This window comes from Mesorhizobium amorphae (assembly GCF_014843845.1).
GTDB lineage: Bacteria > Pseudomonadota > Alphaproteobacteria > Rhizobiales > Rhizobiaceae > Mesorhizobium > Mesorhizobium amorphae_A.
In genome coordinates this window covers 1-13,196 of the sequence record NZ_JHQS01000009.1, presented here as the reverse complement: position 1 = coordinate 13,196, position 13,196 = coordinate 1, and the positions used below count along the sequence as shown (strand labels likewise).

Genomic DNA, 13,196 nt, shown 5'->3' with positions numbered 1-13,196 from the left:
TGTTCTCAACAGAGCCTTGTTGGACCGACGCCGGCGGCTCGCGTCAAATTCAGTTCGTATATTGCCATCATCTAGCAGCGAGATGGGCTGTTGAAGCCCTGGCTTCTGCCAAGCGATCAGGTGAGGACGCCGGGAGATCAAGGTGCCGAGCGCATCCCGAACACCAGGTCGACCGTCCCCAAGCCGCAAGCCGAAGGTTTTGCAAAGTTCCCAAGAGACGCAATGACCACCTTACCCTTTGCTCCTTGGGAGAAGGCCCCCCGCGCCGTACAAACGGCTCGGTGAGGACTCCCGCCCGTCCTGCGGCTGCCACTTTTCGGCGTGTTGACCGTCGTGTCCTCCATGTTCTTGCTGGTCAATTGATGACAAGTTCTCTCGGAACTCGGGTTAACGGTTCGCATCCGTCGTCTTGCATGATCATGTGGGTGAACAACACCATCCCCGGTTCCAGGACGAGGGGGTTGCCTTCATAGATCATCGGCTCCTCGACCCAAGAAGGGGGATTTGCAATCCCGATGTGGCAGCCGCATGATTCATAAACTTGCCGGCGAACCCTGAGGACTTCAGGGTTGGGGCCGTCATACTGGTGCCGTATTGTCAGCCGCACTGGGCGCCGCAGTTGAAATACGAGAGAAAGCACGCGCGCTCCCTCTGCGAAAGCTTGCGCTCCTCTGGCTTTCTATTTTTGTCCGTTTCGGATCAATATCCTACCGACTCGATTTTCAGTGCTGGAGTCGAGGCAATCGAACGCGCGCCCTTGAACAGTCTCCTTTTCAGCCGGGCGACCGCAAACTCCTGATGCGCGATCGCCAAGCGATCCGATTCCACAACATCGCGAGCCGCTATTGCTTCAACAATCATAGAATGCTGGCGCACCGTTTCTGCCAGATGTGCGAGTAGCTCTTTGTTCCGCACCATTTCGTTCTGTTGCTTCTCGGCGCCGCTCGAAAAACAGGCCCGAGACAAACACTGAATGTAGAAATTAAATTCTCGTAGAAGCTGACAAAATACTGGTTCTTTGCGCCGACTGATATGCTCATGTGGAAGGATATATTCGCGTCTTGATCCATTCTTCACGACGAACAAGTACCTTGAACAAAGTTTTCCCCTATTATTGTTAGATCGTGATCGGTTCTGTGTCGGGCCGCGAGGCGATGTATCATTCGGCTGGCTATTATTATCGCGTCAACCATCCGAAGCACTTCGCCGAAGTCAAAAATGCAACCTGCGCCAACAAGACTTCGCTCGTACTCATGGACTAGCTCGCTCGCACGTTGTCTGCCGATGACCAATTGGTAAATTCGTTGAGATACACTTATTCAGTGCGGCAGGAGGGCGTAGAGCCCTAGAGAAGTTTCCGTCCGGCGGCGGCGGCTAGTTTGAGGGGCTTTCACTGGTGTTTGTGACTGCCGAATATGGCGGTGGCTTTCCGCCAGTGTAGTTTTCTCACACGACAGGGAAGCGGCGTTTGCACAGTGTCGTAAAGCACCTTAGTGCATTGATTCCAACACTTGGTGCCCACGTCTGACGGCCGCGATGATGTTGTCAGGGTCTGCTTTCCAAATGAACGGCTTTGTCTCTTCGTTGTGCTCTTTGATAAAGCGGTTGATGGCAGCCTGAAGATCAACGACGGAATGAAAGACACCATTTTTCAGTCGTCGCCGTGTGAGCCCTCGACGGCGTTCAACCAGGAACACGATGTCGGAACGAACGTGGAATGTCCAGCGTGGGTGCCGCGCCAACCAGGCCCGGACCTTCGGCTGTTTGTGCGTCGCATAGTTATCCAGGATGACGTGAACAGCCTTATCCTTCGGCAACTGAGCCTCGATTGCGTTGAGGAAGCGGATGAACTCCTGATGCCGGTGACGCTGCATGTTGCGGCTAATGACGGAGCCGTCGAGAACATTCAGGGCAGCGAAGAGTGTCGTGGTGCCATGGCGCTTGTAATCATGGGTCATCGTGCCGCCGCGGCCCTTCTTCAAAGGAAGTCCTGGCTGCGTCCGATCGAGCGCCTGGATCTGGCTCTTTTCATCGACGGAAAGGACAATGGCATGGGCCGGCGGCGAGACATAGAGCCCGACGACGGCGTGCAGTTTCTCGGCAAAAGCCTTGTCATTCGACAGTTTGAAGCTGCGCCAGCGGTGCGGCGCAAGGCCGTGCTCGTGCCAGATCTTGACGACCGAAGACGCCGCGATCCCAACGGCCTTTGCCATCGCACGAACGGTCCAGTGCGTGGCCTCCTGCCTGGGCGTTTCCAGAGTCAGAGCGACCACCTGGTCGACAAGGTCAACCTCAAGCGGCGCAGTGCCGGGCGGCCGGCTCTTGTCGCGCAAAAGACCGACTACACCTTCCGCCATGAAGCGTTCCTGCCAACGCCAGACGCAGGTCTTCGACTTGGCCGTCGCCTCCATGATCGCGACGGTTCCCAGACCCTCGTCGCTCATAAGATGATCTTCGCCCGCCACACATGCTTTTGAGGCGAACTGCCCGCCGAAACGATTGCGTTGAGACGAACTCGGTCAGCCGCGGAAACCTCAAATGTAATACCTTTGCGCATGCACCATAGTCGCATACTCCCGCAAAAATTAGAATCCAAAACCGGACTTTTTTGTCTCGATCAATCCACTAGAGCTGCTCGGGATCCACCAGCACCAGCTTGGCGCCGGCCTTGCCGGCGGTTTCGACGAACGAGGCGACCATGCCGGCCGTCGAGGACGAGACGGTCCTGGCCTCGAGCGCGTCCCTGCCCTCTTTCCAGCGCACCTCCCATGACGCCAGCGTGCGGCTCGTGATGCCCGCTTCCTTCTCGATCCCCTAGGCCGCCTTGCCGGCAAGTGCTGTGCCGACCACGCGGTAGCCGGCGAGCTCCCAGGACGCGCGGCCTTCAGTCTTGCGGCGCCGGCGCGGCCGACGGCAGCGTTGATCCTGCCCGCCTTAGCGACACGCTCGATCGCCGTTCTCTGCTCGGCCGACAGCCGGTGATAGCGCGAGAAGACGCCCTCCAGCACCTTTTCCGGAACACCATGTGCCGGTCCGACAGCCAGATCGCCCACCGTGCCCATGCTGGATCAGCTTGCGCCTCGTATAGCGCCGGCCTCCTCTCTCCGATCGCGAACGCCACGCTCTCACTTCGATGCGGCGTAGCGCCAGGCTTTGAAGGATGCGCGCCATCAGGTGCCGGGAGTGCCGGCATCGATAGCGACCAAGACCTTGGCCACGCCGCGCTCGTCGAAGACGCTCACCTGTGACGAGAGCATGTCGAGCACGATCTCCGGCCCAGTATCCGCCGGGCGTCCTCGGCGCGCTGCGCCTCGAACAGCTTCAGCCGTTGGAGAGCCCGACCGCCTCGCCTTGGCGCTCAGATTGCGGTGGATCGCCTTTGCCCCGACGCGTTGTCGGCACTAATAGTGTGCGTCGATCAAATTTACGCAAAAAGCGCCACCATCGATGTAGATCAGCGCCGGCCCCCGCGCGCCGGGATTTTGGCAATCATCGTATAGCATCAGCTTGACGGGCGCGTTTTCGTTCCCCCTTCGCGACCTCCAGTGTATTCCGTATGACAGCGCCGCCCGCAGCGAGCTCCTTCTCCATCCCGCGGCTGGCGGTTTCAAGCAATCTAACTTCTAGATGAAAACCATCTTAAAAATATCGTGTTGAGCAATGGGCCATGGGCATAGGGTTAATGGCGGAACGGAACGAGTCCGTTCAAAATCGCAAGAACCAATAAGCAGGGGACATCGCATGAAAAAACTTTTCACGACGATAGCAGTTGCAGCCTCGCTCGCAGTTGCGTTCACGGCCAAAGCTAATGCCGGCGCCATACTCGATCACGTGCTCGCCACAAAGACCCTAACAGCGGCAGTCGGGACGGATTGGGGGAAGGCGTCGTTCTTGAACGACAAACACGAGCTCGATGGTTGTGATGTGGAGATCGCCAAGGCCATCGCGAAATACCTGGGTGTGGAGGCCAAATTCGTAACGCCGGCATGGGATCTCATCACCGCAGGCAAGTGGGAGGGCCGTTGGGATATGGCCATGGGTCAGATGACACCGACCAAAGCACGCGCCGAAAAATTGTCCTTCCCGGGCATCTACTACTACAGCCGCGCGGTCGCCGTCGTTCACAAGAATAGCAAGGCGACTAAGCTTTCCGACCTCGATGGCAAGGTGGTGGGCGTTGTCGCTAGCACGACGCAAGAGCTCTACGCCAATCAGGACCTAAGACCAGACTGGATAGGCGCCCAGCCTATACAATACCAATTCAAGCCGGGCCACGTGAAGCTCTACCAAGGCAGCAGTCTTATATTGCAGGACCTTCGGCTCGGTGATGGTGTTCGCCTTGATGCGATTCTCTTTGACGAATATAGTGCGCTCAGTGCGATCAAATCCGGCTATCCATTGAAGGTGCTCGATGAAATCCTATACTCCGAGGCCGGATCTATCTCGACTCTGCATGGTGACAAGGAGTTTGACGGCAAGATTGCGGCGGCCATCAAGAGCATGAAGGACGACGGCACGCTCTCCAAGTTGTCGATCAAGTGGTACGGGGTGGATTACACGGTCGAAAAATAACGTCGCGAAGCTATAGCGGTCCCGGTCAACCGGGACCGCTCCTTTTTGTAAAGGTCTGTTCATGCTCCATCGGGATACAGTTGACTCCGAGGTACTCGTCCATAGGCCGTGGATTGTCGCCTCCATGTTTGCAGTTGTGCTCGTGGTTTTTCTCATGTTCAACCTCACGGGCACCACCATAGGCGAACTCATGCGGCCCGTCATAGGCGATCCGCTGAAGAGCGGTTTTTATGGGCGCTTCACCATAGCCTTCGTGATCGCGGTTATGTTCTGCCTCAACGTTGTTCTGCTCGGTTTTGCTCCGCTGAAAATGCAACTCGGCGTCGTGTGGCTTGAATTGCTGCTCCTGTTTCTCGCATTCTTCAAGTCATTTGATTTAAGCCTGCCTTTCATCTGGAAACACCTGCCTTTTCTGATCACGCAGGGGGTGGTGACGACAATCTATGTTTCGGCGCTTTCACTCATTTTCGCGTCGGTTATCGCGATCGTCGCCGCTATTGCAAAACTGTCTAGCAACGGTTTCGCTTACGGGATCGCCAGCTTTTACACGTCATTATTCCGCGGACTACCGCTTCTCATGCAGATTTACCTGATCTACCTCGGCTTGCCCCAACTGGGTTACGTGATTGATGCCGTCCCTTCAGGGGTGTTGGCCCTGTCGCTTTGCTATGGTGCGTACATGACGGAAATCTTCCGATCTGGTATCCAAAGCATTGACCGCGGCCAATGGGAGGCTTCCCGGTCACTGGCTTTCGGTTTCGGCCTCACGACACGCAGGATCATCCTGCCGCAGGCGCTTCCCGTAATCATTCCCCCAATGGGAAACATGTTCATTTCGATGCTGAAGGACAGCTCGCTCGTCTCAGTTCTGGGCGTGTGGGAGCTGACGTTCCTTGCTTATCAAATCGGCCAGCCGACCTTCCACAACATGGAGATGCTGGCATCGGCGTCAATCATGTATTGGATTATGTCTATCTGTTTCGAGCTAATTCAATCCCGGATCGAGCGCTATTTTGCCAGGAGTAAAGTGCGATGACCCCCTGCGTGGCTGCGGATGCATCGCCTGGAGATTCTTCTTCGGATCGAAGGTCACTTACCCCGGAGCAAGCGGCGGTGATCGCGGGCAAAATTATCGAGGCGAAGAACGTCTCGAAGTGGTACGGCGCCTTCAGAGCGCTAACGGACATCAACCTCACCGTGCGCGGGGGCGAACGCATCGTCATTTGCGGGCCTTCCGGATCAGGGAAGTCGACGCTGATCCGCTGCTTCAATCGGCTCGAAGCGCATCAGGAGGGCAGGATCACCGTCAACGGGATTATATTGCACAACAAGATGCGCAACGTGGCTGACGTTCGCAAGAATGTCGGCATGGTGTTCCAGCACTTCAACCTTTTCCCGCACATGACCGTGCTGAAGAACTGCATGGCAGCGCCGATGTGGATCAAAGGCATGCCAGAGGTCGAGGCAAGGAAGATCGCGTTGAAATTCCTTGAGCGCGTGCGCATTCCGGAGCAGGCGAACAAATACCCGGCTCAGCTCTCCGGAGGACAGCAGCAGCGCGTCGCAATTGCCCGTTCCCTCTGCATGGAGCCTGCCGTCATGCTCTTCGACGAGCCGACATCGTCGCTCGATCCGGAAATGGTCGCGGAAGTGCTAGAAACGATGACCGGTCTTGCGCGCGACGGCATGACCATGGTCTGTGTTACGCACGAGATGGGCTTCGCGCGCGCCGTCGCGGACCGAGTGATCTTCATGGATCAGGGTCAAATCATCGAGGAGGGCGCTCCCCACGATTTCTTCACCAGTCCGCGGCACGAAAGGACAAGGCTCTTTCTTAGCCAGATATTGTCACACTGACTAAGGCTTGTTGAGATTCAGTATTGATCGGCATAGGAGGACGCCTCGCGACGTCCGCCCCGCCCACACCACGGGGTCATCTCATTATTAGATGAAGACCATATCCAAGCCGAATTTGACGGGTGGCCTAGCTGCGTTGGAAGCGGCTCTTCATATCGAGTCTGCTGGTCTCGTGGTGATTCGTGTACGCATCACAAATGAGCCGGCAATCCAATGTCGACTCGGATCCAACGTTACTGACGAAACCCTTAAATAGCGTTGTATCGGGTCCTGCTGGAGGCGGTCGCGTTTTGCCAGACCCGAACAGTTGGCGCCTCGCGTCGCAAATCTTATTGCAAATGGAGAATCAAAATGACCGAAGCACCATACCTTACGTTCGAGCTCGACATACCTGGCGTGAGCACGGGCCATCTTGTTGTCCCAAGAGGCGCCGACTGCGAAGCTCTTTCGCTCCCGGTCTTCAGCTGCAATAGAGGGGAGGGACCGAGCCTCCTTATCACTGGCGGAAATCATGGCAACGAATTGGAGGGGCCAATAGTCGCTCGACGGCTCATTGAGTGGCTGCCTGAAGCGCAAACCTGCGGAAGGGTCATCATCGTGCCAGTACTCAATCCGCCGGCTGTGGAGGCATGGACCCGTAACACGCCAATCGACGGCTTGAATCTCAACCGGACGTTTCCTGGCCGCGCCGACGGATCGGTAACCGAACGAATTGCGGATGCGGTTTCGCGCCTGTTGCTACCAATGGCCGACACCATATTTGATCTGCACAGCTTCGGACCAACATGGGATTTTCCACCGGCGGTTATCACGCATACTATTGCTGATGCCGATCTTATGGCCAAGACGCTCCAAATAGCAGAGGCGTTCAAATTACCGATGACATTGCTCTGGGATTACCACGATACTATTGGAATGTTCGATACTTTGGCGCATAGCCAGAGCAAGGTATTCATTTGTGCTGAATTCGGCAGCGGCACGGTCGGCGCCGAAGCTTTGGCGATCTATGAAGCTGGGGCACGCAACGCTCTCATCGCGCTAGGATTAGTTGAGGGAGAAGCTGAGTATCCAACCTTCCGGCAAAAGAAGTCCAGCCAGACGCTTGAAACGCGCTCGTCTGACGAGCTGAAATCGCCCGCGCGAGGCATCTTCGAACCTCGCTGTTCGGTCCTGGACGAAGTGAAGCAGGGGGATCTCATAGGCGTCCTGCATCCGATGGATTCACTGTCGGCTGTTTCGATCAATATTTGCACACCCACCACATCTATCGTCTGCGCTATAAAATCCGGATTACATGTGGAGGCCGATGAGGGGGTGGCAATGCTTGCTCGACCCCTCACCTCTGAGGTTCGGCTGCGCATCTATCGGCCCGAGATCAACTGGAAAGGGGACCACCGTCCTCTCGCTAGCAATGGCGAATATTTACGACGTTGATGCGCGGCGACATTCGGTATGTCCAGGCGCCTTCGAGCAGCGCACGCCGGGGCGTAGTTGTTATCGGATTTGTAATGCCGGTATGTCGGTACGTCTCATCACTTGAAGCTCGGCGACATCAAGCGGGCTTTATGGCTAAGCTTCCGGAGTTTTCTGCAAAATAAAGCGAGCCCCGGGGAGTCTGAGAGCAATGATGCTGCCGATGCCGAGGCAAACTGCGCAAAATTAGCGAACTCGCGGCGATGTCATTCTCGAAACGCGACGGAGGCAAGCTAAAAAGAATATTGGAATGCCTATACGAAGTGGCATAATCTCAAAAGGAGCCGGCAGGGATCGGCAAAAATTGGAGTAGTGTTAAGGAAAGTAACTCACAAGAGTGTTGTGAGGCCTATACACCAGCCGAGCCAGCCAGACGGAGGAAGTTCGTGGTCGTCGAAGTTATGCAGGGAAAGCCTAAGTATTTGAGCGAACAATCGGACGGCGAAGGAGGTGTGCTAGAATTCGAGGGCCGAACCTACCTCGATGGCCGCGCGAGCGATCCGCGTTTGCTAGGGTGGATGCAAGGTTCCCCGCCGCCCGCGGATAAGCAGATCTCATTCGAGGGTGGTCGCTTTCTGGATTTTCCAGAAATCCGCTGGAGCCTTTCACACATGCGGGAGCTCGTGCCGACTGTGCCCGTGCAGCGCGGCGCTAGTGCCCAGACCTCCTTGGGTGTGCCATCAGCCGCAGACGCTGCAGCAGTGGAAACGTTGACGTTCAGCGATATCAACGGTCGCGTCCGTCGCTTCGATGAGGCGCTGTTCGACACCTATACTGACGGAATCGTGGTGCTTCACCGCGGACGCCTCGTCTTTGAGCGATATTTTGGCGCGCTTGAGCCGCATCTGCCGCACGCCTGCTTCTCGGCCACGAAGTCTTACACGGGCACACTAACCGCAGTTTTGGTGCACGAAGGCGTGCTCGACGACCGCAAACTAATCCCGCACTACCTGCCAGAACTGCGCCGGACTGCGTGGGCGGATGCCACGCTCCGCCAGGTGATGGACATGCAGACCGGTCTGGATTACAGCGAGGATGAGGCAGATGAACAATCCAGTTCCTCAGTCTATATGCGCGCTTGCCGCACGCGGCCCCGGCCGGTCGGCTACGATGGGCCGCAGACGTCATGCGACTACCTACGCACAGTGCGCAAGGAGGGTGCGCACGGAGTCTTTGCCTACAAGAGTGTGAACACCCAGGTCCTGGCTTGGGTGTCAGCGCGCGCCACTGGCCGCTCGTTTGCGCAATTGCTGCATGAGCGACTTTGGGTGCCACTCGGCTGCGAGGATGAGGGCTACTTGGTCGTCGATCCCGCCGGCATCCCCTCGGCCAGTGGTGGCTTGTATGCGAGCCTACATGACCTGGCGCGCTTCGGCGAGTTGATACGGAATGGAGGCATGTGCAATGGTAAAGAGGTTATTCCTGCGTCCGTGGTGCGGGACTTGCAAAGCGGCGACCATCCGGCCAAGCTCTCCACTGGCTACTCGTATCGCAGCCAGTGGTGGGTGACGCACAACGAGCTTGGCGCCATCGAAGCCCGGGGCATTCACGGCCAGCGCCTCTATATCGCACCGGGCGCTGAAATGGTGATCGCGCGCTTCGGGTCCCAACCAGTGGCGAAGGCTGCGTTTATCGACCCTATTGTTGTGCCGCAGATGCTTGCGTTGGGCCGCTTGCTGCGTGGCTAGCATGCTACTTTCTGAACTGCTGATAAGCCCGGAACGCCCGTGGAGAAGAGGACAACTTAACGTGGACAATAAGCGACAAATTAATGAACTTGAAAACGGTCCTGTCGCCAAGGAATTGGCCTTCTCAGAGTCAGAATATCGCCACCGAATCGAAAAAGTTAGGAAGATGATGGACGAGAAGGGGTTGGATGTCCTCCTCGTTACGTTTACTCCAAATGTAAGCTACTTGAGCGGCTACCAAAGCTTTGGCTCGGGCTGGTACTCGTGCATGTTACTGCCTCGCGAAGGTGAGCCTATCCTTCATATGCACGGGTTGGAGCTCGGGCCTGCTTTGCTCACCAGCTGGGTAAAGGATATCCGCTCTGTCCCTTGGTCCTATGAGGATGGCGTGGCGGGCGACCTCGCGGGCATCTTGAAGGAGTTAAAGCTCGACGGACAGCGAATTGGTCTCGAGATAAAGAGGCCGGGTCTCGGCATCGAAATCTACGAGGGATTGAAACGGACATTACCTGATGCCACGTTCATAGATGCCTCGGACTTGATTATGCAGCCCCGTATGATCAAATCGCCAGCCGAACTGGAGCATATGCGCTGTTCCGCTGAGATCGCAAAAAAGGGCCTTGCCGCGGTGCTGCCGATAATCAAGGCCGGCATTACCGATAATCAGATTGCGGCAGTCCTTTATCAGACGCTACTTAACGAGGGGAGCGAGTATTTCAGCACCCAACCCATTGTCTCGGCCGGTCAACGGAATTGCTTCGGGCACACAACCTTTAGGCGCACGCCCATTCAGGCGGGGGATACGGTGGCCATGGAATTCGGCGCTCCTTACCATCGCTATACCAGCGCGATCTTTCACACGGTGGCGATTGGCAAGCCGTCGTCACTAGTTGAAAGGCGGGCGAGAGTTATCAATGACACCCTCGACGTACTGCTTCACGCGGTCAAACCGGGCCGTACCGCTCACGATGTCGCGCGGGAGATTGGCGAGGAGATCGGCGACAGGATGACCGTGATCAGCGACGCACCAAGCTCTTCGAAGATATATGGTTACGCGATTGGGCTGGGATTCCCTCCAACATGGAGCGAGGAAAGCTGCTTTATCCGCGAGGGCATTGAATTGGAGCTAAAACCTGGCATGACTTTCCACTCCCCGTTCGCAGTCCGCAAGCCCGGAACGCCCTGCGTAGGTTTCAGTGAAACATGGGTTGTCACGGAGACAGGGTGCGAGATCCTCACTGCGCATGACCGCGAGTTGACCGTGCGGGGCTGAGCTTCTTCGGCGCAGGCGTGCCGCCCGAGATTCCGAGCTGGGGCGCCATTCCCGCGGCTGTATCTCGCCATTGCCCCGTTGACTATCTTCGCCCCCGGTATCTGCCTTGCCGTCAACCTGCTCGGCGATGGCCTGCGCGACATGTTCGATCCCCGTGCGAAGCGGGGGCGTTGATATGCTAAAGCGAGAATCACAGCGGAGGACGTGCTTCTCGACGTACGAGACCTTGAGACGCACTTTTTCGGCGAAGAAAGCGTTCCCGCGCGCTCGGCGGCATCAGGAGGCGCCCGTTGAGGGCTAGGTGCCGAGCCCATCAACCCGCCGAGTGGGTGTGCGTTCCACCCGCGCTGCCCGCTGCCGTCGAGCGGTTCCGCATCGAAGTTCCGCCTTTGGTGCCGATGGCAGACGGGCGCATCGTGGCCTGTCATGTGCGCGCTCCGGCCACAGGGGTCCCGGGCAGTTGGCTGAAGCGGTGAATGCCTCGGCCACGACAGTTTCAGCCGTTTCGTTCACCTATTGAGGATGCAGTGGAAAAAAGTTCACACGATAACGGTTCTCATCCAGCCCGACGGGCTGATGGCTACGATACGGTCGGCTCGATCGAAACCAACGTTGCAGACGGTTTCACGATGGTCGCAGTCGGCGACCTTATCGTATCTCGACCGCTGACCAGATTCAAACACACCGGCTTCGGCGACGCCGTCAAGATCCTTTGTGAGGCCGATGTCACGTTCGGCAACATGGAAACCCTGATCTTCGATATTCGGTCGTTCAAGGGAAGTCCACAGGCTGAGTACGGTGGTGCGTATCACATCAGTGTGCCGGCGCTCGGCCCCGATTTGAGGGCGATGGGTTTTAATCTAATGAGCCGCGCAAATAACCATACGCTTGATTGGGGCGTCGAAGGCATGCGAGAGACGAGTCGCATCTTGGATGAGAGCGCCATCGTCTATGCAGGTGTTGGGGAAAATCTTGCACAAGCTGGCGCCGCTCGCTTCTTGGAGACTACGCGTGGTCGCGTGGCACTGTTGTCATTTGCCTCAACGTTTATGCCGATGTCTCGTGCGTGCGATCCCGCCGGCGAAGCGCCGGGCAGGCCCGGACTCAACCCCCTTCGTTTGGCGGAAAGGATAGTTGTTCCGCCAGAGATGCTCAAAAACTTAAGGCAAGTGCGCGATGCGCTGCCCGGTTACAAGTCCAGCCATGTTGGCTCAACCCGAGTCGTGGTCGCTGGAGCGACGTTCAAGGCGGGCGACAAGGCCGGCCTTAGCTACGAACCCGACCCCGGCGATGTCGCCGGCATCCTACGAAACGTTCGCCGGGGCAAGCAGTTCTCAGATTTCTGCATCGTCACGAACCACGGTCACGAGCCTAATTGGAACGAGGATGTAAGCCAGGAACCGCCGGATTACGAGCAATCCTTTGCGCGTAGACTTATTGATGCCGGGGCCGATGCATATGTCGGACACGGGCCGCACTTGCTGCGAGGCATAGAGATCTATAAGGGCCGCCCGATCTTTTATAGCCTCGGAAACTTTTTCTACGACGACCTGCGAACGCCCGTGGGGGCGGACATGTTCGCCGCCTACGACAAAGATCCACGACACGACACCGATGCCGAGGTGACCGTCGACGAAGAGACGAAGGGGTACCCCACGGCAGACGGCTTTGTTGGCGCGCTTGCGCAACCCGTTTTCTATGAGAGTGTCATCACAGTGAGCCGGTTTGAGCAGAATCAGCTTGCCGAATTGCGGCTTTATCCCATCGAGCTTGGCTTTTCCAAGAGGTTTGCCAATCGGGGTATCCCCCAGTTGGTGCGCGGGCCAAAGGCAAAGGCCATTCTGGAGCGGCTTCAGAAGCTCTCCGAGCCATTCGGGACCCGAATTGCCATTGACAACGACACCGGTTTCATAAGGCTGAAGCCCAAATCCTCGCTGTGACTTTACTTGGGGCGCGGCCGAATCCGAAGTGTTATCAGAAAGCTGCGACGCATGTCTTCTAGGCACCGCAATGTCATGAAAACGCAGCCCTCCAACAGGCGGGAGAGCAAAGGAAGAGAATGCGCTATTCCGCACTATCGGTGTTTTTGAACGGTCTCAGGGAAAACAGCCGGTGGAAACCGGCGTGGCGTGATCCGTCTCCAAGGAAGAACTATGAAGTCGTGATCGTGGGCGGCGGCGGACACGGCTTGGCGACCGCCTACTATCTCGCGAAAACGTTCGGCATCAGAGACATTGCAGTGTTAGAAAAGAGCTACATCGGCTCAGGCAACGTGGGGCGGAACACAACGATTGTTCGATCGAACTATCTTCTGCCTCACAACAATCCCTTCT

The 13,196-nt window shown here is 57.0% G+C and carries 11 protein-coding genes and 2 pseudogenes; 10 read left to right on the top strand and 3 right to left on the bottom strand.

Translation table 11 applies throughout. The annotated features are described in order from the left end of the window. Window positions 1–699: 699 nt before the first annotated feature. From DH08_RS05235 to DH08_RS37305, 3 genes are all read right to left on the bottom strand, one after another. A complete protein-coding gene (locus tag DH08_RS05235; protein WP_192178224.1) occupies window positions 700–1,077 on the bottom strand; it encodes a hypothetical protein in 378 nt (125 codons plus the stop codon). Between the two features lie 413 nt (window positions 1,078–1,490). Continuing rightward, a complete protein-coding gene (locus tag DH08_RS05230) occupies window positions 1,491–2,444 on the bottom strand; it encodes an IS630 family transposase (protein WP_246800686.1) in 954 nt (317 codons plus the stop codon). 181 nt (window positions 2,445–2,625) lie between these two features. Next, window positions 2,626–2,763: a hypothetical protein gene (locus tag DH08_RS37305; RefSeq protein ID WP_192178223.1), complete on the bottom strand. Its 138-nt coding sequence runs from the start codon at window positions 2,761–2,763 to the stop codon at window positions 2,626–2,628. Window positions 2,764–3,741: 978 nt separating this feature from the next. On the opposite strand from DH08_RS37305, the gene DH08_RS05220 reads away from it, so the two are divergent. The 10 genes and pseudogenes from DH08_RS05220 to DH08_RS05185 all read left to right on the top strand — a co-directional run. Further along, window positions 3,742–4,572 (top strand): transporter substrate-binding domain-containing protein, encoded by an 831-nt coding sequence (locus tag DH08_RS05220; protein WP_192178222.1) that lies wholly within the window; start codon window positions 3,742–3,744, stop codon window positions 4,570–4,572. A 61-nt stretch (window positions 4,573–4,633) separates the two neighbouring features. Then, window positions 4,634–5,608, top strand: a complete 975-nt coding sequence (locus DH08_RS05215; RefSeq protein WP_192178221.1) for an amino acid ABC transporter permease — start codon at window positions 4,634–4,636, stop codon at window positions 5,606–5,608. Between the two features lie 77 nt (window positions 5,609–5,685). After that, on the top strand, window positions 5,686–6,429 hold the full coding sequence (locus DH08_RS05210; protein WP_345892351.1) for an amino acid ABC transporter ATP-binding protein: 744 nt from the start codon (window positions 5,686–5,688) through the stop codon (window positions 6,427–6,429). A 351-nt stretch (window positions 6,430–6,780) separates the two neighbouring features. Then, the gene (locus DH08_RS05205; RefSeq protein ID WP_192178219.1) at window positions 6,781–7,863 is read left to right on the top strand and encodes a succinylglutamate desuccinylase/aspartoacylase family protein; all 1,083 of its coding nucleotides are present in this window, start codon (window positions 6,781–6,783) and stop codon (window positions 7,861–7,863) included. Window positions 7,864–8,288: 425 nt separating this feature from the next. Next, the gene (locus tag DH08_RS05200; RefSeq protein WP_345892350.1) at window positions 8,289–9,590 is read left to right on the top strand and encodes a serine hydrolase domain-containing protein; all 1,302 of its coding nucleotides are present in this window, start codon (window positions 8,289–8,291) and stop codon (window positions 9,588–9,590) included. Between the two features lies 1 nt (window position 9,591). Next, a complete protein-coding gene (locus DH08_RS05195; protein ID WP_282595018.1) occupies window positions 9,592–10,863 on the top strand; it encodes a M24 family metallopeptidase in 1,272 nt (423 codons plus the stop codon). Next, window positions 10,854–11,037 (top strand): annotated as a pseudogene (locus DH08_RS36030) (ABC transporter permease); the annotation flags it as partial. The gene DH08_RS05195 and the pseudogene DH08_RS36030, both read left to right, overlap by 10 nt. Before the next feature lie 135 nt (window positions 11,038–11,172). Then, window positions 11,173–11,339 (top strand): annotated as a pseudogene (locus DH08_RS36025) (oligopeptide ABC transporter ATP-binding protein); the annotation flags it as partial. Between the two features lie 51 nt (window positions 11,340–11,390). Continuing rightward, window positions 11,391–12,803, top strand: a complete 1,413-nt coding sequence (locus DH08_RS05190; protein WP_192178217.1) for a CapA family protein — start codon at window positions 11,391–11,393, stop codon at window positions 12,801–12,803. 119 nt (window positions 12,804–12,922) lie between these two features. Further along, a partial coding sequence (locus tag DH08_RS05185) for an FAD-dependent oxidoreductase (protein ID WP_192178216.1) occupies window positions 12,923–13,196 on the top strand: 274 nt, incomplete at its 3' end.